This window comes from Alcanivorax sp. HI0044 (genome assembly GCF_001634945.1).
The window spans coordinates 1-23,547 of sequence record NZ_LWEZ01001814.1; the positions used below are offsets into that span (position 1 = coordinate 1).

Here is a 23,547-nt window from a genome sequence, read left to right on the forward strand (position 1 = left end):
GGGGGAGGTGCTGACGGTTGGCGTGTTCTGCCAGCTGGAAAACCAGTCGTGCCTGTTCACCGTCCAGCTGGTGCTCGCTCAACTGCCAGGGTTGCCGGCGGACCAGGCCATGGGCGGGGGGATTATCGAGAGAGTATTGCTGTGTCACGCTGTCCGGGTTGCGTTCCAGCGCGCCGAACCAGGGCCAGCACACCGGCACGCCGCCGCGCACGCCATGGCCTGCCTGATAGGCCGCCTGCTCACTGAGCCAGAGTATGGGCGGTTCGCCGTCACGGCCGTACTCGAGCACCTGGGCGCCTTGTTCGGCGATCACCATTGTTTGCCCGCGATGGTGCAGTTGCCAGCAGGTGAGCTCGCCCCGGGTGATGCGTTTCAGTTCGGTTGCCATGCGTGTATTACCGAATACCGGACGTTGACGCCCGAGCCGTCAGGCATCCAGCGTCAGGCGCCCGGCGTGACTATTTAAGGCCCGCGCCGATTTCCAGTTCGCGTACCGACTGTTCCAGATAATCCAGCAGTCGCTGCATGGAAGGCAGCGTGCGGCGGCAGGCGATCAGGCCGAACTCCAGCTGGTCCACATAACTGGTCAGGGTGATGTTCAGGGCGATGCGATCCAGGGCAATGGAGACCGGGTACATGCCTTGCAGTTTAGCGCCGTTCCAGTACAGCGGTTCTTTCGGGCCGGGGACGTTGGAAATCACCACGTTGAACGCGCGCCATTTGGGGGCCAGGCCGGTGAGCAGGTTGAGGCCGGTGGGCGCCATGGTCAGGGCGGTGAAGTTGAGGATTTCCTCGGGACTCATTTGTGAGAATCGGGATTTGGCTTCCTGCACGGAGTCATTCACTACCCGCAGACGGTTGGCCGGATCGCAGATGTGGGTGCCCAGGTTGGCCAGAATCATGCCGATCTGGTTGCCGCCGGCGCTGTCGTCCTGGCGCAGGTTCATGGGCACCATGGCAATCAGAGGCTCATCCGGCAGCGCATGCTGGCTGATCAGGTACTCACGCAGGGCGTGGCCACACATGGACAGCACCACGGTGTTAATGGTGCAGCCGTAAGCCTTGGCAATGCCTTTCAGGCGCGGCAGCGAGAAGCTCTGGGCGGCAAAGCGGCGTGAACCGGTGATGGTGTTGTTAAGAATGGTGTCCGGGGCCTGGAAAATGGACACATAGTTCTCATCACTTTTCGCTTTCTGGGTGACCTTGTAGATTTCTCGCGCCAGCGCCGGCACCGTGGCGGCTTGCTTGCTGATGCCGGCGGTCAGGCGTGCCATGCTGGAGGCCACGTCCACCGGGTTGCTGGGCAGGGAGCGGGTGCGCTTGCGGGTATTGAAGGCCCAGCTTGGCGCCATTTCCCGCTCGGCAGGGTCCGTGGAGAGGGTCTTGGTGGCAATGCGCATGGCGGAGATGCCGTCCATCACCGAATGGTGAATCTTGTAGTAAAGCGCAAACTGGCGACCGCGGATGCCTTCGATCAAATGGGCTTCCCACATGGGACGTTCCCGATCCAGCAGATTGGAGTGCTCGGCGGAGATCAGGGAGAGCAGTTCACGGATGCGGCCGGGCTTGGGCAGCGCTTCGTGGCGAAAGTGGTGGTCGATATCGAATTGCTTGTCTTCGGTCCAGTAATACTGGCCGAGCCGACGGGTCAGCCGCTGGTTGAACGGAGCAACCGGGTGGCAGTAGTCCCGCATTTGCCGGGCCAGTTCACTGACATACTTCGGGCCGGCATCCTCAGGAAAGGAAAACAGCTGCAAACCGCCCACGTGCATGGGCTGCTGGCGTTTTTCCAGCCACAGGAAAAGTTGGTCCACCGGACTAAGCGCTTTCATAGTTTCCCCTTGATAATAATTTTCTCCCTGGGCACAGGCTGTATACCTGGCAGGCTGATCAATAGCCTGTTAACAAGTAATGCACTCTCCATGCCAGCTGTGCAGAGGTGATCATAGTCGCAAAGGGGAGGGTGGGTCACGGTGTGCGGGCCGCAAAACACGGGCGTTTCGGTTAATCAGGGCGCTGTCTCATTGAGCGATGGCAACGGCCGCTTCTATCTAGTGCTTAAGACTGAGGTGACTGGTCAGCCACACTTTCCATCGACGCGGCAATATCATGTCATTCATATTGTGAATACCGAATATAGATCATATTGATTATGTTTATGTGTTGGGGGGCACTAGAATGCGCGGCATCGGTAGACCGGCATGAAACGACATGAGCAGGGTTGCCCCTCTCCGGCGTCGATAAACCAATTTCATATTCAGAGGTTCACCATGTCATACACCAAAGACATCGAAGCACTGGGCTCCGTGGTTGGTGCACAAAGCACCTGGAAAGATATCAACCCGGAATCTGCGGTTCGCATGCGTCTGCAAAACCGTTTCAACACGCATCTGGACATCGCCAAGTACAACGCCAAGATCATGCGTGAAGACATGGCGGCCTATGACGCTGACACTTCCAAGTACACCCAGTCTCTGGGTTGCTGGCACGGTTTTGTTGGCCAGCAGAAAATGATCTCCATCAAGAAGCACTTCGGTAGCACCAAAGGTCGTTACCTGTACCTGTCCGGCTGGATGGTTGCTGCGCTGCGTTCCGAGTTCGGTCCGCTGCCTGACCAGTCCATGCACGAGAAGACTGTTGTCGCTGACCTGATCCGTGAGCTGTACACCTTCCTGAAGCAGGCTGATGCCTGGGAACTGAACCACCTGTTCCGTGCTCTGGACGACGCCAAAGAAGCTGGCGACGAAGCCAAGCAGAAAGAAATCATCGGTCAGATCGACAACTTCGAAACTCACGTTGTGCCGATCATTGCTGACATCGATGCGGGCTTCGGTAACCCGGAAGCCACCTACCTGATGGCCAAGCAGCTGATCGAAGCTGGCGCTTGCTGTATCCAGATCGAAAACCAGGTTTCTGACGAGAAGCAGTGTGGTCACCAGGACGGTAAAGTAACCGTTCCTCACGCCGACTTCCTGGCCAAGATCAACGCGGTACGTTACGCGTTCCTGGAGCTGGGTGTTGACGACGGTGTGATCGTTGCCCGTACCGACTCCCTGGGCGCTGGCCTGACCAAGCAAATCGCTGTAACCAACGAGCCGGGCGATCTGGGTGACCAGTACAACGCGTTCCTGGACGGTGACGTGATCGAGTCTGCTGCCGACATCAACAACGGCGACGTTGTGATCAAGTCCAATGGCAAGCTGCTCAAGCCGAAGCGTCTGGCTTCCGGCCTGTTCCAGTTCAAAGCCGGTTCCGGTATCGACCGTGTTGTTCTGGACTGTATCACCAGCCTGCAGAACGGCGCTGACCTGCTGTGGATCGAAACCGAGAAGCCCCACGTTGGCCAGATCGCAGAAATGGTTAACCGTATCCGCGAAGTGGTGCCGGACGCCAAGCTGGTTTACAACAACAGCCCGTCCTTCAACTGGACCCTGAACTTCCGTCAGCAGGTATTCGATGCTTGGGAGAAAGAAGGTAAAGACGTATCCGCCTACGATCGCGATCGTCTGATGAGCGCCGACTACGATGGCACCGAGCTGGCTGAGCTGGCTGACGAGTGGACCAAGAACTTCCAGCGTGACGCGGCCCGTGAAGCAGGTATCTTCCACCACCTGATCACTCTGCCGACTTACCACACTGTGGCTCTGTCCACCGACAACCTGGCTAAAGGCTACTTCGGTGACGAAGGCATGCTGGCCTACGTTGCAGGCGTTCAGCGTAAGGAAATCCGTCAGGGTATCGCTACTGTGAAGCACCAGGACATGGCCGGTTCCAACATCGGTGATGACCACAAAGAGTACTTCTCTGGCGAAGCAGCACTGAAAGCTGGCGGTAAAGACAACACCATGGGTCAGTTCGAGAACAACTAAGTCTCGATAGATTCAAGGCAAGTCTTTAAGAGGCGGCCCCCGAAAGGGGGCCGCTTTTTTTGTGCCGGAAAAAGAAGCATTGCGGTCAGCCAGTGGGCGCCGCAGATCGACGGGGTGGCAACTTACGGTGTACGTACACTTAGCGTGGCATGGGTTTGCATGACGCCCCCTTCCCCTTCACACACGCAGTGGTCACGTTGAGGGGGAGAATGATCACCCGGGCCCAGAGGCACAGCCTCGGTGCGGTCACTGCTGTGCACATGGCCGCTTCGGCAGGTGTACTGCCTTTCGGCAATGGAGGGCAATACCGTCATCCCGCTGGTATTTTCCGCCTTCCAGGCCACATCCGTACAGTGCTTGTGATTGTTATAACGGACGTACATCACGATGCCCTCCACCGCAGTAAAACGCTGGTAGTCTCCCCATTCCGCCAGAGTGGACGAAACCAGAAGCGGTTGTGCCAACCAAAAACAGACAAGGATCTTTCTCATGATGTACCGCGAGGCTGAAAGGAATAAGTGATCAACCTGGCTAGGGTACGGCTCAGCACGCGGTGGTCGCATCGCCTATATGGGGTATGCCGGTGGTACCGCCAGAATACGCTGGGGGATTAACAGGGATGGATGATCAACGGCCTGTTGGCCGTTGGTCTTGTATAAAGGCGAGGCAGGCTAAAGCGGGATCGGACAGTTGAGCCCGCCGAATTTTTTCTTGGCGGCGCTGATGCACAGTTTGGTTGCAATACCAAAGGGGTCGCCGGGAATACGGCCACAGGCTTCTTTGGCGGCATAGGCTTTGGCGCATTCCGATGTGGCGCTAGCCATGGAATCGGAGGCAGAGTCCGCTACTGGAGACGGGGCTGTTGGCTGGGCGGGGGCGCTGGGTTTGGCGACGGCGGGAGCAGAGAAACCGCTACGAATTTTCAACAAGGGATCCATATAAACACCCGCCTGGCCCATGTCACTTTCTGCGGCGCTTACGCAATCGTAGGTATTTTCAATTCTGAAATAGTTCATCGATTGGCCCATGTCTTTACAGTAGATACTTTGCACACCGGCATAGCTGACAACGATGAAAACGCCGTGCTGGACACCATCTTTCTGGCCAAGAACGGTGCCACTATGCGTCCAGGTGCGGTTCATGGAATGGCCACCGTCTTGCCAGCGCATGCTGATGGTGTTGCCGGTTTTATTGGTGATGGTTTGGCGAATTAACGTGATGGCCTGGTACGGAGCCTGGTCCGCAGAGGCAATATAGTGAGCGACGTACATGGGTTTATCGATAAACCGGGAGGTGTCGACATCGCCTTGTTTGAGGCTATCGGTTTTTTGCCAGGTGGTTTTGATAATGGGGAAATCCGTTAGCCCGCTCTCACGACGATATCGCTTTACGGTTATGCGCGATTTTCCCAAGTCGCTTTTTTTCCAGCTGCCATTGATGTTCACCTGGTTCTTGATGTGGTTGGTGTAAACCGCATGCATATAAACCGGATGTTTGAAGGTGTCGGGCAATTGCTTCAGCTCCACCACCATATTGGGGACAATATGCATCTTGACGGACGCTAGCGCGTTGCAGCCGGCCTGGGTTGAGCGAACGCTAATCTGTTCATAGTCAACGGTGGACAAGCTTTTAATGGTAGCGCTTTTGCTCACCGGGTTAACCATGTCGGGGCTCAGACCGGCAATCTCCAGGGCCCGTTCCTGCGGCAAGCGGCACTCATCCAGGGTGTGAAAATCCGCATAGACTTCACCGACCGGGAAATCCTGCTGGTAGCGGGTGGCAAAATCGGATTGCAAAGCGCTGATATCTCGCTGCGTTTGTTCGGGCCACTGATCCACAGGATCGACGACCTCGGCATACAGGGCGTTCTGAGCCGCTTTGAGTTGAGCCAGCGTATCACTGTGAAACGAGCGCCCGGGTTGATGAGCGGCACAGCCGGCCAGAATGCAAGCCACCGTTGTGGTCAGCAATGGTTTCAAGATGGTCATGACCTTCCCCGATCATTAATTCGATGATGTAAAACCCCGATAGAACGATGGTTAATGTAGCAGCTGGATGGCGCCAAGCGCATACCCAAGATGGGGGAGAGAGAAAAGGAAAGGGATTGCCCGGGGCCGTCGGGCAGGGCGAACAGTCAGGCAATAAAAAACGCGGCCGAATCCCACTGCTGTCCCACAGTTTAGGGGCAAATGAAAAAGCCTGAACCGAACTGGTTACAATTCTCCAGCTGCTCAAACCGGTTTCGAGACATGATTTTGAGAGGCTGGCCAAAAAGCATCATCACGGCCAAAAACTGATATCCGTCACGCGCTGGGATCCATTCATTGGCATGGCCATGTGTCAGCTTTCCGGCCGTCAGAGCCTGACAAGCACAAAAAAAGCGAACCTCAAATGAGGTTCGCTTTATGAGGCTGCCAACGGTGCGACAGCAGTGGCTATGGGGCCACCTTTTTCATGAACGGAGGACGGTTACTCGTAATCGAACGAGAAGTCTTCTGCGCTCATTTGCATGGTGCTCTTGGTGGGCTTCAGTGCCGCTTCGGCATGGCCCTTGGCGCTGGGCAGCATGCGGTCGAAGTAGAATTCTGCGGTGGCCAGTTTGGCCTTGTAGAATTCCGCCGGCTCGTTGCCACCGTTTTCCAGCTTGTCGTTGGCCACGCCAGCCTGTAGTGCCCAGAAGTACGCCATCATGGCGTAGCCGCTGTACATCAGGAAGTCGTAGCTGGCGGTGGAAACCATGTCACGATCTTTCGCGGCCACCAGCATGATGCGGGTGGTCAGGTAGTTCCACTCGGCGGCAATTTTCAGCAGCTTCCAGGCGAACGGACGCAGCTTGGGGTCACGCAGGTTCTTGGTGCCGAAATCCACCAGTTTCTTGGAGAATTCGCGCACACATTTGCCGCGGGAGGACAGCAGAACCTTGCGGCCCAGCAGGTCCAGCGCCTGGATGCCGGTGGTGCCTTCGTACAGGGTGGAGATGCGCGCGTCACGGGCGATCTGTTCCATGCCGTGTTCTTTGATGTAGCCGTGGCCACCGAATACCTGCATGCCGTCGTTGGCGGCTTCCAGACCTTTCTCGGTCAGGAACCCTTTCAGGATCGGCGTCAGGAAGCCCAGCTCGCTGTCCCAGTGCTCGTATTTCTTCATGTCGTCTTCGAGCATGCCGGCGATCATGTTGTCCGCGTACTGGGCGGCGTAATAGATCATGGCGCGGCCGCCTTCAGCGATGGCCTTCTGCTTGAGCAGCATGCGGCGCACGTCACCGTGGTGGATCAGGCTGTCGGCGATGGCATCCGGCTCTTTCTTGCCAGACAGGGCACGCATGGACTTGCGCTCTTTGGCGTAAGGCAGGGCGCCCTGGTAAGACAGTTCCGCGTGGGCAACACCCTGCATGGCTGTACCGATACGGGCGCTGTTCATGAAGGTGAACATGCACTCCAGGCCACCATGCTCCGGGCCGATCAAAAAGCCGGTGGCTTCATCGAAGTTGATCACGCAGGTGGCGGAGGCCTTGATGCCCATTTTCTTTTCCAGGGAACCACAGTTCACGCCGTTGTCTTCACCGATCTTGCCCGGCAGGTACTTGGGCACGATGAACAGGGAAATCCCCTTGGTGCCTTTCGGCGCATCGGGCAGGCGGGCCAGCACGATGTGGACAATGTTTTCGGTCAGGTCATGGTCACCGGAAGAGATAAAGATCTTGGTGCCGGAGATTTTGTAGGAACCGTCTTTCTGCGGCTCGGCCTTGGTTTTTACCTGGCCCAGGTCGGTGCCGCACTGCGGTTCGGTCAGGCACATGGTGCCGCCCCAGGAGCCCTCGGTGAGCGGTACCAGGTAATCCTGCTTCTGTTCGTCGGAGCCATGCATCTGGATGGTGTTCATGGCGCCCAAAGACAGGCCCGGGTACATGGAGAAGGACCAGTTGGCCGTCGCCATCATTTCCTGTTTGATCAGGCCCAGTGACATGGGCAGGCCCTGGCCGCCCACTTCCACCGGGTGGCTGAGACCCTGCCAGCCACCGGCCACGAATTCGTTGTAGGCTTCCTTGTACCCTTTCGGGGTGGTGACTACGCCGTCTTCCAGCTTGCAGCCTTCCTCGTCGCCACTCTGGTAAAGAGGCGCAATGGTGTTCTCACACAGCTTGGCCATTTCACCGACAATGGCTTCCACCATGTCAGGGGTAGCGTCTTCACCATTGGGCAGCGTTTTGTAGTGACTCTCGAAATCGAAGACTTCGTTCATCAAGAAGCGCATATCGCGCACGGGGGCCTTGTAGGTCGGCATAGCAATCACCCTTGAAAAAACGGATTAACTGTCAGAAACGGACAGCGCAACAGGGCGGGCATTGTTAGGCAATTCAAGGGGGAAGGCATTGACTGCCAAGGCGCGGGGCTGCTGGCGTTAGGGTGAATAGGCGTTCACGGCGGATTGAGCTGCGAGCTGCTAGCCACGAGCTGAGAGGAAAACCAACAACACAACGAAGCCGCTGTAGGAGCGCCGCTTGAGGCGCGATCCGAGCCTTGGCGAGGTAAGGATTCCAGAAGCGGGTTTCGAGTACCGAGTTTTGAAAACCTAAAACCGGCGGTCAGACACGAGGTTTGAGGTTCTGCCTTTCGAAACTCGCAACGCGAACCAATTTTCCTCGCCGAGGCTCGGATCGCTTGCAGGCAAGTTATTCGCTGCGCTCACCCCTTCGGGGCCGCACTACGTGCGTTACTCCGCTGCGTTACGTTCCCACAGCGGGTCCGATCGCACCTCTAGACAAGTTCCCACAGCAACTCTGTAGAAAGGGTTTTCCTCACAGCTCAAAGCTCGTAGCTCGCAGCTATTTTTTCCCCTTCCAGCTATACATGGAAGTGGAGACGCCGATGCGCAGAGCCACTTCGTCCCAAACCCCCTGGGGGAGGACGGCCTTGAGCAGTTCCGTGGATTTGGCGATGGGCGGCTCGATAACGAAGCTGTCTTTTTTCTGCATGCCCCTGATGATGCTGTTGACCACTTTCTCGGGGGTGAGCATGGGGGTAAACATGGGTGTCTTCACGCCATCGAACATGCCGGTGGAAATGTAGCTTGGGCAGACGGTGGTCACGTGCACATGTTTGATTTTGCGTACATCCAGTTCCAGGCGGATGGACTCAGAGAAACCGACTACAGCCCATTTGCTGGCGGCATAGGTGCTGCCATAGGGCAGGCCCACAAAGGCGGAGGCGCTGGCGATATTGACCAGATAGCCTTCTTTCGCCTGGATCAGGTCTTCAATAAAAGCATGGCTGGTGGCCATCAAGCCTTCGGTGTTGATGCGGAAGGTGTTCAGATGCTGCTCCAGCGATACCTGCTCGAACTCGCCACCAAAGACGACACCGGCGTTGTTGATCAGGCCGGTGATGGGGCCGACTTCCTCATGCAGTTTGTCCCGGAATTTGGCAATGGAGGCAATCTTGCTCACATCCAGCACATAGGGGTGGGCCTTGCCGCCGGCCGCCTTGATCTGGTCAGCTACCTGGCGGGCCGCGCTGATGCGGCGGGCAGTGACGATGACTTCTGCGCCCTGTTTGGCAAACTCTTGTGCCATCAGGGCACCAATGCCGGCACCGGCGCCAGTGATCAGAATGCGGTGATTATCAAAGCGAGCCATGACGAGTCCTTTCTGGATTTCTGGAGTGGAGAGGCGAGTTTCGAGTAGCGAGTGACGAAAATCAAAACCGGTTTTGCCTTTCTAAACGCGTTTCTCGTCACTCGGGACGGTGGCTTTACCCCGGCAGCTTCAAGCCAGCCAGCACGACCTTGCCATCTTCTACCGATCGGGCCCGCAACCGCAGGCTGCTGATGCGAACGGTATCGCCGACCACCGCATGCCGGCCGACCTGTTTGCTGAACAATTCGGCCACGGTGAGGCCCTGTAGCAAGGGCGGTGGGCTTTCCACGCCGTAGATCGCGACCAGCTGCGCGATCGGGGTTTTGCCGAGCACGCTGAAATCGCCGTAATAGCGTTTTTCATCGCTGCTTAATTTATGGCACAGATCCGAGAGGTTGGACTTGTGTGATAACGGCGCCAGCCAGGCAATCAAATCACCGGCTGCAATTTTCGGGTCGTCACCGAGGCTGAGCACCTGTTTGTCACGGTACAGAATCAACGGCGTACGTTCGTCTTCCCCCAGCTCGGCCAGGCTTTTGCCCACCGCCTTGGCGCCATCTTCCACCTCAAACTGCATCAGGTAGCGGTCGCGGGGGGCGGCCAGGGCCACGGTCTGCCTGGGTTCGGTGGTGCGCGGCACCGAAACTTTCAGCTTGCGCGCCACAAACCGCAGGCTTGCCCCTTGTCCAAGCAGGGAGATCAGCACCACCACCAGGGTGATATCAAACAGTAAATAGGTTTGTTCCACCCCGGCCAGTAGCGGGAACACGGCTAGCACAATGGGAACGGCGCCGCGTAGCCCGGTCCAGGCGATGAAAATTTCCTCGCGCCAGGTGAAACGGAACGGCAGCAAGCTGAGCCATACCGACACTGGGCGCGCCAATAGCATCAGAAAAGCGGCGACGGCCAGGGCCCAGGGCAGGTTTTCGGTGAGCCGGGAAGGCGTGACCAGCAGACCGAGGATCAGGAACATGCCGGACTGGGCCAGCCAGGCCATGGAATCCATGGACTTGAGCACATTGTCGCCGGTGCCTCCGCGGCGGTTCCCCGCCACCAGGCCGGTCAGGTATACCGCCAGGAAACCGGAGCCGCCCACCAGATTGGTGATGGCAAAGACCATGGCGCCCCCGCTGCACAACAGCAGCGCGTGCAGGCCTTCATTGCTGCGAACCCGCAGCAGTACTTCGCTGATCACCGCGCCCAGTAACAGGCCCAGCAATATACCCAGGCCAAATTGCTGAAGCAGGGTCACCAGCATGCCGATGCCCCATTGCGCGTCCGGGTCCACCAGCAGCCCCACCAGCATCAGGGTAATAAAGATGGCCATGGGGTCGTTGAGGCCGGACTCGATCTCCAGGGTGCTCGCCACCCGCTCATTCAGGGTGACGCCGGCGCCCTTGATGACGCTGAATACCGCGGCCGCATCGGTGGAGCCGATAATGCCGCCCAGTAGCAGGCCCACCCGCCAGTCCACCCCGATCAGCCAGGTAGTAAAGGCGCCGACCAGGGCGGCGGAGATGGCCACGCCGAGGGTGGCCAGGCTAAGGGCCGGGCGCAGGCCCAGCTTGAAGGTGCTTAATCGGGTGCGCAGGCCCCCGTCCAGCAGGATCACCGCCAGGGCGATGTTGCCAATCACATAGGCGGTGGAGAAATCATCGAACTCGATGCCGCCGATGCCATCCTCGCCGGCGAGCATGCCCACCACCAGGAAAATCAGCAGCGACGGCACCCCGAACCGGGCGCTCAGCGAGCCCAGCAGCAGGCCGGTGAACATCAGGCCGGTGCCGATAAGAAGAAACAGGTTCAGAGAGTCCAAGCGCAATCCATGCCAAGAGAATCAGGGTTCTATAGTAGAATAGCTTACACGCAACACGCTGCACGCTACATGCTCTCCGTAGGAGCGTCGCTGGCGGCGCGATAAACAGAAGCGAGTAACGAGTTTCGAGTGACGAAAACCTTCAGGAAGTGCCTGTTTGTGGTTTATGTCTTTCGAAACTCGTTTCTCGCAACTCGAAACTGGCCGGATCAGAGTGTCGACACGGCTGTTTCTCCTGTGCGAGCTGGCGTTTCGGTGCTGCGCTGATACTGGCTCTACCGCGTGATGCTTGCAGCGTGAGGTGTTCTCTTTATACTACCGCGCCCGAATTGACTATATTTTGAGCAGCAGGCCTGTCCTGCAAGGTAAGTAAACGATGGATTTTTCCCAGCGATTTGGCGTGATTGTGATCGGCGGCGGCCATGCCGGTACCGAGGCGGCACTGGCCTCTGCGCGCATGGGCGTTTCAACGCTGCTGCTCACCCATAACATCGAAACCCTGGGCCAGATGAGCTGTAACCCGGCCATTGGCGGTATCGGCAAGAGCCACCTGGTGCGTGAAATCGATGCCCTGGGCGGGGCCATGGGCCGCGCCACGGATAAAGGCGGTATTCAGTTTCGTGTGCTCAACGCCCGCAAAGGGCCGGCGGTGCGCGCCACCCGTGCCCAGGCAGATCGTGAGCTGTACAAGGCCGCCATCCGCGGGACCCTGGAAAACCAGCCCGACCTGACCCTGTTCCAGCAAGCCGTGGACGACCTGATTGTGGAAAACGGTCGCTGTGTGGGCGTGGTGACCAATATGGGCCTGCGTTTCATGGCCGATGCGGTGGTGCTCACCGCCGGCACCTTCCTGGGCGGTGTCATTCATATTGGCCTGGACAATCATCAGGGCGGTCGTGCCGGGGATCAGCCGTCCAATGCGCTGGCCCGTCGCCTGCGTGAGCTGCCGTTCCGTGTCGACCGCCTGAAAACCGGCACCCCGCCGCGCATCGACGGCAAGACCGTAGATTTCTCGGTAATGGAAGAGCAGTGGGGCGACCGCCCGCTGCCGGTGATGAGCTATCTGGGCAAGGTGGAAGAACACCCGCAGCAGGTGTGCTGCTATATCACCCATACCAATGCCCAGACCCACGACATCATTCGCAGCGGTTTTGACCGCAGCCCCATGTTTACGGGGGTGATTGATGGGGTGGGGCCGCGCTACTGCCCGTCCATCGAAGACAAGGTGAACCGCTACCCGGACAAGGACAGCCACCAGATTTTCGTGGAACCGGAAGGGCTCAATACCCACGAGCTATACCCCAATGGCATTTCCACCAGCCTGCCGTTTGATGTGCAGCTGCAGGCGGTGCGTTCCATTCGGGGTTTCGAGAACGCCCATATCACCCGTCCGGGTTACGCCATCGAGTACGACTATTTCAATCCCCAGGATCTCAAACATAGCCTGGAAACCCAGCACATGCCGGGGCTGTTCTTCGCCGGCCAGATCAACGGCACCACAGGTTATGAAGAAGCGGGTGCCCAGGGGTTGCTGGCGGGCCTGAATGCGGCGCTGCTGAGCCAGGGCAAAGACGCCTGGACCCCGCGCAGGGACGAGGCCTACATCGGTGTGCTGGTGGATGATCTGATCACCATGGGCACCCAGGAGCCTTATCGCATGTTCACCAGCCGCGCGGAATACCGGCTGTTGCTGCGTGAAGACAATGCCGATCTGCGACTCACCGAAAAAGGCCGCGAGCTGGGCCTGGTGGACGATGAACGTTGGGCTGCCTTTAATGCCAAGCGCGAGGGCATGGCGCAGGAAGAGCTGCGCCTGAAGAGCACCTGGGTGCGCCCGAAAACGCCGCAAGCCGAGGCGGTGAATGCCCTGATCGAGAAGCCCCTGGCCCACGAATACAATCTGCTCGACTTGCTCAAGCGCCCGGAGCTGACCTACGCCAGCCTGGCGGATGCAGTGTCGTTGGCGGAGCGCCCGGATGCGGCGGTCATCGAGCAGATGGAAATTCTTGCCAAGTACGCAGGGTATATTGACCGCCAGGCCGACGAGATCGAAAAACTGCGGGCGGCGGAAACCACCGCGCTGCCGGCGGAATTCGATTACGGCCAGGTAAAAGGCCTGTCCAATGAGGTGAAGCAGAAGCTCGGCGAGATTCGCCCCCAGACCCTGGGCCAGGCCGGGCGCATTCCCGGCGTCACCCCGGCGGCCATTTCCCTGCTGATGATCTACCTGAAAAAACACCACCACCAAAAGAAGGCCGCCCAACAAGCATGAGTCTCGCTGACACCCTGGCCCGGGGGATCGATACCCTGGGCCTTTCCCTGAGTGACGACCAGCAGCGCCTGTTGCTGGCCTATGTGGACCTGCTGGTTAAATGGAACCAGGCCTATAACCTCACCGCCATCCGCGATCCCCAGGAAATGGTGACCCGTCACCTGCTCGATTCCCTGGCCGTTTTGCCCTATCTGGGTGAGGGCGACACCCTGGACGTGGGCACCGGCGCGGGTATCCCCGGCATTATTCTGGCGGTGGTCCGCCCCCGGCAGGCATTCGTGCTGCTGGATTCCAACGGCAAGAAAACCCGTTTTGTGCGCCAGGCCCGCCGGGAGCTGGGGCTGGATAACGTGGAGGTTGTGCACGGTCGCGTGGAACAGTACCGTAAAGCCCCATCGCAGATTATTTGTCGCGCTTTTGCTTCCTTGTCGGACATGCTGGCGTTGATGACGCCCATAATGACCGACAATACCCGTTTGCTGGCCATGAAAGCGGCCAGCACGGAAGAAGAATTGGCCACCCTGCCGACGCAGTGGCAAGGGCGCCATCACACCCTGACTGTGCCGGGACTGGATGAGCCCCGCACCCTGGTGGTAGTGAACAAGGCCTGATGTGGAGCGGGGTGCCGCCTCAGGCATTCGGCCCCAGGCGTCAGGCGTACAATCAAGGAGAACGCAGTGACCACCGTATTTGCCGTAGCCAATCAGAAAGGCGGCGTGGGCAAGACCACCAGCAGTGTGAACCTGGCGGCGTCGCTGGCGGCCACCCGCAAGAAGGTCATGCTTGTGGATATTGACCCGCAGGGCAATGCCACCACCGGGTCCGGGGTGGACAAGTTTGAAACCGACTACACCATTTACGATGTGCTGTGCGATGACGTGGCCATCGAGCAGGCGGTGACTGGTACCCCGGAAGATTCCGGTTTTGACCTGATTGCCGCCAACGGGGATCTGACCGCCGCCGAAGTCCAGCTACTGGACATGAGCGCCAAGGAATTCCGCCTGCGCAATGCGCTGGCGCGTATCCGTGACCAGTACGATTACATCCTCATCGACTGCCCGCCATCCCTGAACATGCTCACCGTCAACGCGTTGACGGCGGCGGACTCTGTGATTGTGCCGATCCAGTGTGAGTACTACGCACTGGAAGGTCTCACCGCGCTGATGAACACCATCGAGAAGATCCGCACGGTATTGAACCCGAAGCTGCACATCGGCGGCCTGCTGCGCACCATGTATGACCCCCGCAACAGCCTGTCCAACGATGTCTCCAACCAGCTGATCAGCCACTTCGGCGACAAGGTCTACCGCACCATCATCCCGCGCAACGTGCGGCTGGCGGAAGCGCCCAGCCACGGTGCGCCGGTGATCACCTACGATCCGAAATCCCGCGGTGCGGTCAGCTATCTGGCATTGGCCGGTGAGATCCTGCGTCGTGAGCAGGCGCTCAAGGCCCAGCCTGCAGCAGCTTCATAAGGAACGAAACACCATGGCGGCAAAACGTAAACGCGGTCTCAGCAAGGGCCTGGATGCCCTGCTTAGCAGCAACGAGTCCTATCAGCGGCACCAGGAAGAAGTGAGCCTGCAGAACGAGGGTGAAGCGACGGGTGAGCCCGATCAGCGTCCCCGCGATGGCGAATTGCGCCACCTGCCGGTGGAGTGCATGGAGCGAGGCCGTTACCAGCCGCGCCGTGACATGTCGCCAGATGCCCTGGAAGAACTGGCCGAATCCATTCGTGCTCAAGGTGTGATGCAGCCCATCGTGGTGCGCCCACTGGGTGACAAGCGTTACGAAATCATCGCTGGTGAGCGCCGCTGGCGTGCCGCCCAGATGGCCGAGCTGGACACCATTCCGGCGGTGATCCGCGAGGTGCCCGACGAAGCCGCCATCGCCATGGCGCTGATCGAGAATATCCAGCGGGAAAACCTCAATCCCATGGAAGAGGCCATCGCGCTGGGCCGCCTGAAGGAAGAATTCGGGCTTACCCACCAGCAGGTTGCCGATGCAGTGGGTAAATCCCGCGCCATGGTCACCAACCTGCTGCGCCTGATGAGCCTGGAATCCGACGTCAAGAAGCTGCTGGAGCATGGCGATCTGGAAATGGGCCATGCCCGTGCGCTGCTGGCCCTGACGGGCAATAAGCAGATCGAAGCCGCTCGCACCGTGGTGGCCAAGGGTCTGTCAGTGCGCCAGACCGAAGAGCTGGTCCGGGATTTCGAGAAGGCGAAACCGGCCAAGCCGGCGGCGCCCAAGGAAGATCCCAATGTGAAGGCACTGATCAGCGACCTGTCGGACCGTCTCGGTGCACCGGTGCAGATCCAGCAGCAGGGCAAGAAAGGAAAGTTGGTGATCAGTTACAACAACCTGGACGAGCTGGACGGCATTCTGGCGCACATCAAGTAATCAGGCGGCGCGGCCTGCCGAGGAAATATTGCAACAAGCTGTTTCCTCCATGCGGGCAGGTTCGCCATCGCCACGAAGTTGGCTGGCAGCCGGTCAGCTTTATGGCGTTGTTCTTTACCTGGCGGCTTGAAGACCCGAGGCCATGGCGGCATTTCGCGGGTATACAAAAAACATCCGGTTGAGCATCATTTTTGCTGAATCAGGTTCATTCCTGTTTTGTGCGCATCCCGCTGCGAAAAGTCGGTGTTGATGCGCGAAGTTTGACCAACAATCCGCGCACGGCTGTTGCCACTTGAGTGCCAACTCCATATACTTCGCCGCGCTAAAGATCAGGGGTGCCCGAGACCTTAGTGCCTGATGTGGCATCACTTTGCATCAGCCAAGAGGCTCATGGTGACCAGCAACGAATTTCAGCCCGACAGAGTTTTGTTCTGGGGTTTAATGCGCGCTCAGCTGACCACAATTGTGGCGTTTGGGCTGCTGGTAACCGGGTTGGCTGGCGTATTCGCCGGCTTAGTGGCTGCCTGGGGCGGCACTATCAGCCTGATCGCTTATGCCTGGGGCGGTTTCCAGATATGGATGCACCCGGGCAACCGTGCGCCAAAACGCATGGCCACCGCAGCGATGCGGGCCGAGATGGGCAAGATCGCAATTATGTTGTTGCTGTTCTGGCTCACTTTCTCCAAGGTCCCTGAAGCGCGGGAAATGAAAAGTGCAATGGTTCTGCTGTTAGGCTTCCTGATCGCCCAGGTCGTGGGTTGGATTCAGGTCGCGCGTCTCGACGGACGCACAGCAGGGCAAGACGGGCAAAACGACTGAGACTGTAGGCATTCTATGGCTGGTAGTAACGCGCAAGACTACATCAAGCACCACTTGGGTAATCTGACCTATGGCGAACTGCCAGCCGGCTACGTCCGTGAATGTGACGGCCGCGATACGCAAACCCTGACCGAAAGCACCTGGACCTTTGCCTGTAACGGTAACGAAGCCAAAGACATGGGCTTCGCGGCATTCCACGTGGATTCTCTCGCCTGGTCTGGCGGCCTCGGCATCATCATGTGCCTGTTGTTCTGGCTGGGTGCCCGCAAGGCCACCGCCGGCGTTCCTTCCGGTTTCCTGAACTTCGTCGAAACCATTATTGAATTTATTGATACTCAGGTTCGTGACTCCTTCCACGGCAAGAGCAAACTGGTGGCACCGCTGTCACTGGTGATCTTCTGCTGGGTGTTCCTGATGAACCTGATGGATCTGATCCCGGTTGATTTCATTCCGGGCACCTTTAGCTGGATCATGACCTCCTTCTTCGGCTGGACCGCCCAGGAAGCCTACTTCAAGATCGTGCCCAGCACCGACCCCAACATTACCCTGTCCATGTCCTTCTCTGTGATGCTGCTGGTGATCTTCTTCACCATCAAGGCAAAAGGTGTGGGCGGTTTCGTGGGTACCCTGACACTGCATCCGTTCGAGGCCAGCAATCCGGTCCTGAAGGTTTTGCTGATGCCTGTGAACCTGCTGCTGGAGACTATCGGTCTGCTGGCCAAGCCGGTTTCACTGGGCCTGCGACTGTTCGGCAACATGTACGCCGGTGAGTTCGTATTCATTATGCTGGCTGCCATGATGGGCGCCTGGCAGTTTATTGGTGCCTGGCCCTGGGCGGTATTCCACATTCTGGTTATCACCCTGCAGGCATTTATCTTCATGGTACTCACAATCGTGTACCTGAGCATGGCGGTCGAAGACCACTAAGATTTTTTAAACCGGTTTTTAATTAAACCAACCAAGCACTTAACGGGAGTGTAAAGATGGAAGGCATTCAATTTCTTGCTGCTGCTATCGTAGCTGGCCTCGCGGCCATCGGCGCAGGTCTGGGCTTCGGCATGATGGGTGGTCGTTTCCTCGAGTCTGTGGCTCGTCAACCGGAGCTGGCTCCGATGCTGCAAACCCGCATGTTCATCATCGCTGGTCTGCTGGATGCTGTGCCGATTATCTGTATCGCTATCGCGTTCCTGCTGATTTTCCAGTAAATCGCGCTTTAACGTTTAAGCCCCGATTTAGGGAAATCTAAAGCAACGCGGATTGAGGTGTTGGCATGAATATTAATGCGACACTAATTGGCCAGGCCATTTGGTTTGCCCTGTTTGTGTTCTTCTGCATGAAGTTCGTTTGGCCCCCGATTTCACGGGCGCTGGATGAGCGTAAGCAGAAGATTGCCGAAGGCCTGAGTGCCGCGGATCGGGCAGAGCGTGATCTGGAGCTGGCGCAGGAAAAGGCGACCGCCAATCTCAAAGAATCTAAAGAGAAGGCGGCCGAAATTATTGATCAGGCCAATCGCCGGGCTAATCAGATTGTGGAAGAGGCTAAAGATGCAGCGCGCACCGAAGGTGAGCGCCTGATTGCCAAAGCCCAGTCTGAGATTGACCAACAGGTTAATCAGGCTCGCGAGCAATTGCGTAAAGATGTGGCTGTACTGGCGTTGAACGGTGCCGAAAAGGTACTGGGTAACGAAGTAAACCAGGACGCACACACGCAGTTGCTTGAGCAGCTGGCGGCTGAACTCTGAGAATACGGGTAACCCATGGCTGAACTGACCACCATCGCACGCCCCTACGCCAAGGCCGCATTTGTGTTCGCAAAAGAGCACGATGCCCTGGAGCAGTGGGAGAAGATGCTGGGCCTGGCAGCAGCAGTGGCAGGTGATGCCTCCATGCGTGCCTACCTTGACCAGCCGGAACTGGATGACGCCACCAAGGTTTCTGCTTTTGCAGAAGTCTGTGGTGATGAGCTGGACGAAAGCGCTCGCAACTTTGTTGCACAACTGACGCAGAACAAGCGTCTGCCGCTTTTGCCGATCATCCTGCAACTGTTCCACGAGCTTCTGGCCGAACAGCAGCAGTTCACCGATGTGGAGATGATCTCTGCATTCGAGTTGGACGATGCCGCTACCGACAAGCTGGTAGCAGCGCTTAAGAAACGCCTTGGTACGGAAGTGAATGTCACAACTTCCGTCGACCAATCCCTGATTGGGGGCGTGCTGGTGCGAGCCGGCGATACCGTAATTGATGGCAGTGTGCGCGGCCGACTTAACCGTCTGGCAGAGCAACTGAACTCTTGAGTTTGAGGGATTAGAGATGCAGCAACTCAACCCGTCCGAAATCAGCGAGATTATCAAGTCGCGCATTGCGAAACTTGATACCTCCACCGAAGCACGCAACGAAGGTACGGTGGTTTCCGTATCTGATGGTATTGTGCGCATTCATGGTCTGGCCGACGTGATGTTCGGCGAGATGATCGAGTTTGAGGGCGGCATCTACGGCATGGCCCTTAACCTGGAGCAAGACTCTGTCGGCGCCGTGGTACTGGGTGATTACCTGGGCCTGGCCGAAGGTCAAAAAGTCCGTTGTACCGGTCGTATTCTGGAAGTCCCCACTGGCCCCGAAATGCTGGGCCGTGTGGTTGACGCTCTGGGTAACCCGATCGATGGCAAAGGCCCGGTCGATGCCAAGCAGACCGATGCGGTTGAAAAGGTAGCGCCTGGCGTTATCTGGCGTCGTGAAGTTAACGAGCCAGTGCAAACCGGTTACAAGTCTATCGATGCCATGGTGCCAATCGGCCGTGGTCAGCGTGAGCTGATCATTGGTGACCGCCAGATCGGTAAGACTGCCGTTGCCGTTGATGCGATCATCAACCAGAAAGACTCCGGCATTAAGTGTGTCTACGTTGCCATCGGCCAGAAGCAGTCCACCATTGCCAACGTGGTGCGCAAACTGGAAGAGCACGGTGCGATGGAAAACACCATCATCGTTGCCGCTTCCGCTTCTGATCCGGCTTCCATGCAGTTCCTGGCACCGTTTGCCGGCTGCACCATGGGCGAATATTTCCGTGACCGCGGTGAAGATGCACTGATCGTTTATGATGATCTGACCAAGCAAGCGTGGGCATATCGCCAGATCTCCCTGCTGCTGCGTCGTCCGCCGGGCCGTGAAGCTTACCCTGGTGACGTGTTCTACCTGCACTCCCGTCTGCTGGAGCGCGCTGCCAAGGTAAACGAAGATTATGTTGAGCAGTTCACCAATGGTGAAGTGAAAGGCAAAACCGGTTCTTTGACCGCGCTGCCGATCATTGAAACCCAGGGTGGTGACGTGTCTGCCTTCGTACCGACCAACGTGATCTCCATTACCGATGGTCAGATCTTCCTGGAAACCGACCTGTTCAACTCCGGCATTCGTCCGGCGATGAACGCGGGTGTATCCGTATCCCGTGTAGGTGGTTCTGCACAGACCAAGATCGTCAAGAAGCTCGGCGGTGGTATCCGTCTGGCTCTGGCTCAGTACCGTGAACTGGCCGCATTCGCCCAGTTCGCTTCCGACCTGGACGATTCTACTCGCGAGCAGCTGGAGCATGGTCAGGCCGTTACCGAGCTGATGAAGCAGAAGCAGTACAGCCCGATGAGCGTTGCTGAAATGGGTGTTGTGCTGTACGCAGCGAACGAAGGTTACCTGAAAGGTATTGCTGTCGAGAAAATCGGCCCCTTCGAAGCGGCACTGCTGGACTACATGAACAGCGAAAAGAAAGCGTTGATGGATAAAATCAACGAGAAGGGTGACTACAACGGCGAGATCGAAGCTGAGATCAAAGAATCTCTCGATCAGTTCAAAGCCACCCAGACCTGGTAATTCGCTGATAAAGGAACGTTCCTATGGCCAGCGGTAAAGAGATCAAAGGCAAGATTGCCAGCGTCCAGAGCACGAAGAAAATTACCCGTGCAATGGAAATGGTAGCAGCCTCCAAGATGCGTAAGGCGCAAGAGCGTATGTCGGCAAGCAAGCCGTACGCCAGCCGTATGCGTCAGGTGGTTGCTCACCTGGCTAACGCCGATCTGGAATACCGGCACGTTTACCTGCAAGAGCGGGAAGTCAAGAACGTTGGCTACATCGTAGTGAGCTCCGATCGGGGCCTCTGCGGTGGCCTCAACGTGAACCTGCTCAAGAACGTCGTCAAAAGCGCGAAGGAATGGGAAGGAAAAGGTGTCAAGGCCAGCTACTGCGTAGTGGGCTCCAAGGGCATGTCTTTCTTCAAGAGCGTCGGCGGCAACGTGGAAGCGAATGTCACAGGCTTGGGGGATACCCCACACCTGAATGACCTGATCGGTTCCATCAAGGTGATGCTGGATGCCTACGAAAGCGGTGCGATCGACCGTTTGTACATCGTGTACAACGAATTCGTGAACACCATGACCCAGTCGCCCAAGAATATTCAGTTGTTGCCGCTGGAAGCGGGTAGCGATGAAGAGCTGAAGCGTCACTGGGACTACATTTATGAGCCGGCCCCGAAAGAGCTCCTCGACGAACTGCTGGTGCGGTTCATTGAGTCTCAGGTGTATCAGGGTGTGGTTGAAAACAATGCCTGTGAGCAGGCAGCACGTATGATCGCCATGAAGGCCGCCAGCGATAATGCCGGTGACATCATTCGTGATCTGCAATTGGTGTACAACAAAGCACGCCAGGCTGCTATTACGCAGGAAATCTCCGAAATCGTTGGTGGTGCTGCTGCGGTTTAATCGTCAAGCAGATTAACGCGGCAAAAACGCAAGTTAAGAGGATGCAAGCATGAGTAGCGGTCGTATTGTTCAGATCATCGGTGCTGTGATCGACGTGGAATTCCCACGCGAAGCCGTACCGAAGGTATATGACGCCCTCTCCGTGGACGGTACTGAAACTACCCTGGAAGTTCAGCAGCAGCTGGGCGACGGCGTGGTACGTACTATCGCCATGGGCTCCACCGAAGGTCTCAAGCGCGGCCTTGGCGTGACTGATAACGGTGAACCGATTCAGGTTCCTGTGGGCACCAAGACTCTGGGCCGTATCATGGACGTGCTGGGTCGCCCGATTGATGAGGCTGGCCCCATCGGTGAAGACGAGCGTATGCCGATTCACCGCGCTGCGCCTACTTATGCGGATCAGGCAGCCACCAACGAACTGCTGGAAACCGGCATCAAGGTAATCGACCTGGTTTGTCCTTTCGCCAAAGGCGGTAAGGTTGGCCTGTTCGGTGGTGCGGGTGTAGGTAAAACCGTAAACATGATGGAGCTGATCCGGAACATCGCGATCGAGCACTCCGGTTTCTCCGTGTTTGCCGGTGTGGGTGAGCGTACTCGTGAGGGTAACGACTTCTACCACGAAATGAAGGACTCCAACGTACTGGATAAAGTATCGCTGGTTTACGGTCAGATGAACGAGCCGCCGGGTAACCGTCTGCGTGTAGCGCTGACCGGTCTGACCATGGCCGAGAAGTTCCGTGACGAAGGTCGCGACGTACTGTTCTTCGTGGATAACATCTACCGTTACACCCTGGCCGGTACCGAAGTATCTGCACTGCTGGGCCGTATGCCTTCAGCGGTAGGTTACCAGCCGACCCTGGCGGAAGAGATGGGCGTTCTGCAAGAGCGTATTACTTCCACCAAGACCGGTTCCATTACCTCCGTACAGGCGGTATACGTACCGGCGGATGACTTGACTGACCCGTCTCCGGCCACCACCTTCGCGCACCTGGATTCCACTGTATCCCTAAGCCGTGACATCGCCTCCAAGGGCATCTACCCGGCGATCGACCCGCTGGATTCCACCTCGCGTCAGCTGGATCCGCTGGTTATCGGTCAAGAACACTACGACATCGCTCGTGGCGTTCAAACCGTACTGCAGCGCTTCAAAGAGCTGAAGGACATCATCGCGATCCTGGGTATGGACGAGCTGTCAGAAGACGATAAACTGACCGTATCTCGTGCCCGTAAGATCGAGCGTTACCTGTCCCAGCCGTTCTTCGTGGCCGAAGTATTTACTGGCTCCCCGGGCAAGTATGTTTCCCTGAAAGACACCCTCGCGGGCTTCAAGGGCATTCTTGGCGGTGATTACGATCACATCCCGGAGCAGGACTTCTACATGAAGGGCTCTATCGACGAAGTGATTGAAGCCTACAACAAGCGTAGCAAGTAACCTGCACCCGGGAGACAAGCAAATGGCGATGACCGTGCATTGCGACATTGTAAGTGCAGAACGCCAGCTGTTCTCCGGCCTGGTTGAAATCGTGGTAGCGTCCGGTGTGGAAGGCGACCTCGGTATCATGCCCGGCCACGCCCCGCTGCTGACCCGGCTCAAGCCGGGCCCGGTACGGGTGAAGAAGCAGAATGGTGAGGAAGAAGTGTTCTACGTATCCGGCGGCTTCCTGGAAGTGCAGCCGAAGCTGGTAACTGTACTGGCGGATACCGCAGAACGCGCTGAAAACATGGACGCCGCTGAAGCCGAGCGTGCCAAGGCCCGTGCCAAAGAAGCGCTGGAAGGCAAGAGTTCCGAAATGGATTACTCCCGTGCCGCCGCCACACTGGCAGAAGCCGTTGCACAGCTGCGTGCTATCGAACAGTTGAAGAAAAAGACGCGGTAAGCATCTTTTGCAAATCTTCAACACAGAAGGGGGTAGCCAGGTGCTACCCTTTTTTGTTTCTGTCATTGCGAGACGGCCTGTATGGCTGACTGCAAGTACAGAAATTGAAATGACCCGG

Annotated in this window: 20 protein-coding genes and 2 pseudogenes; 15 read left to right on the forward strand and 7 right to left on the reverse strand. The window is 57.6% G+C overall.

The features are described from left to right. A pseudogene (locus A3730_RS27045) lies at positions 1–388 on the reverse strand (D-hexose-6-phosphate mutarotase); the annotation flags it as partial. Positions 389–458: 70 nt separating this feature from the next. Beyond that, positions 459–1,832: a wax ester/triacylglycerol synthase family O-acyltransferase gene (locus A3730_RS27050; protein ID WP_063539339.1), complete on the reverse strand. Its 1,374-nt coding sequence runs from the start codon at positions 1,830–1,832 to the stop codon at positions 459–461. A gap of 438 nt (positions 1,833–2,270) precedes the next feature. Between A3730_RS27050 and A3730_RS27055 the strand changes: the two genes are divergently transcribed. Continuing rightward, complete coding sequence (locus tag A3730_RS27055) at positions 2,271–3,869, forward strand: isocitrate lyase (protein ID WP_063520412.1); 1,599 nt, start codon at positions 2,271–2,273, stop codon at positions 3,867–3,869. A 122-nt stretch (positions 3,870–3,991) separates the two neighbouring features. Here the strand turns inward: A3730_RS27055 and A3730_RS27060 are convergent, their stop codons facing one another. Next, entirely contained in the window at positions 3,992–4,333 is a 342-nt protein-coding gene (locus A3730_RS27060) for a hypothetical protein (protein WP_063520411.1), read from the reverse strand. Between the two features lie 207 nt (positions 4,334–4,540). Then, positions 4,541–5,857 carry a hypothetical protein gene (locus A3730_RS27065; RefSeq protein ID WP_063520410.1) on the reverse strand — a complete coding sequence of 439 codons (1,317 nt, stop codon included), beginning with the start codon at positions 5,855–5,857 and terminating at the stop codon, positions 4,541–4,543. Positions 5,858–6,078: 221 nt separating this feature from the next. Between A3730_RS27065 and A3730_RS30015 the strand changes: the two are divergent. Then, positions 6,079–6,234 (forward strand): annotated as a pseudogene (locus A3730_RS30015) (DUF4372 domain-containing protein); the annotation flags it as partial. 104 nt (positions 6,235–6,338) lie between these two features. Here the strand turns inward: A3730_RS30015 and A3730_RS27070 are convergent. The 3 genes from A3730_RS27070 to A3730_RS27080 form a co-directional block, all read right to left on the reverse strand. Beyond that, positions 6,339–8,153 (reverse strand): acyl-CoA dehydrogenase C-terminal domain-containing protein, encoded by a 1,815-nt coding sequence (locus A3730_RS27070; RefSeq protein ID WP_063520409.1) that lies wholly within the window; start codon positions 8,151–8,153, stop codon positions 6,339–6,341. Positions 8,154–8,694: 541 nt separating this feature from the next. Continuing rightward, on the reverse strand, positions 8,695–9,504 hold the full coding sequence (locus A3730_RS27075; RefSeq protein WP_063539340.1) for an SDR family oxidoreductase: 810 nt from the start codon (positions 9,502–9,504) through the stop codon (positions 8,695–8,697). 115 nt (positions 9,505–9,619) lie between these two features. Next, positions 9,620–11,320: a potassium/proton antiporter gene (locus A3730_RS27080; RefSeq protein WP_063520776.1), complete on the reverse strand. Its 1,701-nt coding sequence runs from the start codon at positions 11,318–11,320 to the stop codon at positions 9,620–9,622. Between the two features lie 376 nt (positions 11,321–11,696). Between A3730_RS27080 and mnmG the strand changes: the two genes are divergently transcribed. The 13 genes from mnmG (at position 11,697) to A3730_RS27145 (ending at position 23,429) form a co-directional block, all read left to right on the forward strand. After that, positions 11,697–13,592 (forward strand): tRNA uridine-5-carboxymethylaminomethyl(34) synthesis enzyme MnmG, encoded by a 1,896-nt coding sequence (mnmG, locus tag A3730_RS27085; protein ID WP_063539341.1) that lies wholly within the window; start codon positions 11,697–11,699, stop codon positions 13,590–13,592. Continuing rightward, positions 13,589–14,203: a 16S rRNA (guanine(527)-N(7))-methyltransferase RsmG gene (gene rsmG, locus A3730_RS27090; protein WP_063539342.1), complete on the forward strand. Its 615-nt coding sequence runs from the start codon at positions 13,589–13,591 to the stop codon at positions 14,201–14,203. Before mnmG ends, rsmG begins: the two co-directional genes overlap by 4 nt. A gap of 66 nt (positions 14,204–14,269) precedes the next feature. Continuing rightward, the gene (locus A3730_RS27095; RefSeq protein WP_007151340.1) at positions 14,270–15,067 is read left to right on the forward strand and encodes a ParA family protein; all 798 of its coding nucleotides are present in this window, start codon (positions 14,270–14,272) and stop codon (positions 15,065–15,067) included. Between the two features lie 13 nt (positions 15,068–15,080). Further along, on the forward strand, positions 15,081–15,995 hold the full coding sequence (locus tag A3730_RS27100; protein WP_007148955.1) for a ParB/RepB/Spo0J family partition protein: 915 nt from the start codon (positions 15,081–15,083) through the stop codon (positions 15,993–15,995). Between the two features lie 390 nt (positions 15,996–16,385). Beyond that, on the forward strand, positions 16,386–16,814 hold the full coding sequence (locus A3730_RS27105; RefSeq protein WP_231880551.1) for an ATP synthase subunit I: 429 nt from the start codon (positions 16,386–16,388) through the stop codon (positions 16,812–16,814). Between the two features lie 15 nt (positions 16,815–16,829). Continuing rightward, positions 16,830–17,741: a F0F1 ATP synthase subunit A gene (gene atpB, locus A3730_RS27110; protein ID WP_063519301.1), complete on the forward strand. Its 912-nt coding sequence runs from the start codon at positions 16,830–16,832 to the stop codon at positions 17,739–17,741. 56 nt (positions 17,742–17,797) lie between these two features. Continuing rightward, a complete protein-coding gene (atpE, locus tag A3730_RS27115; RefSeq protein WP_007151035.1) occupies positions 17,798–18,019 on the forward strand; it encodes a F0F1 ATP synthase subunit C in 222 nt (73 codons plus the stop codon). Positions 18,020–18,084: 65 nt separating this feature from the next. Beyond that, on the forward strand, positions 18,085–18,555 hold the full coding sequence (locus tag A3730_RS27120) for a F0F1 ATP synthase subunit B (protein ID WP_063519300.1): 471 nt from the start codon (positions 18,085–18,087) through the stop codon (positions 18,553–18,555). A 15-nt stretch (positions 18,556–18,570) separates the two neighbouring features. After that, positions 18,571–19,107, forward strand: a complete 537-nt coding sequence (locus tag A3730_RS27125) for a F0F1 ATP synthase subunit delta (protein WP_063519299.1) — start codon at positions 18,571–18,573, stop codon at positions 19,105–19,107. A gap of 16 nt (positions 19,108–19,123) precedes the next feature. Next, positions 19,124–20,668 (forward strand): F0F1 ATP synthase subunit alpha, encoded by a 1,545-nt coding sequence (gene atpA / locus A3730_RS27130; RefSeq protein WP_063519298.1) that lies wholly within the window; start codon positions 19,124–19,126, stop codon positions 20,666–20,668. Positions 20,669–20,691: 23 nt separating this feature from the next. Next, complete coding sequence (gene atpG, locus A3730_RS27135) at positions 20,692–21,552, forward strand: F0F1 ATP synthase subunit gamma (RefSeq protein WP_063519297.1); 861 nt, start codon at positions 20,692–20,694, stop codon at positions 21,550–21,552. Positions 21,553–21,601: 49 nt separating this feature from the next. Beyond that, the gene (gene atpD, locus A3730_RS27140) at positions 21,602–22,984 is read left to right on the forward strand and encodes a F0F1 ATP synthase subunit beta (protein ID WP_063519296.1); all 1,383 of its coding nucleotides are present in this window, start codon (positions 21,602–21,604) and stop codon (positions 22,982–22,984) included. 22 nt (positions 22,985–23,006) lie between these two features. Beyond that, positions 23,007–23,429, forward strand: coding sequence for a F0F1 ATP synthase subunit epsilon (locus A3730_RS27145; protein ID WP_007150605.1), 423 nt, complete (start codon positions 23,007–23,009; stop codon positions 23,427–23,429). The last annotated feature ends 118 nt before the right edge of the window (positions 23,430–23,547 follow it).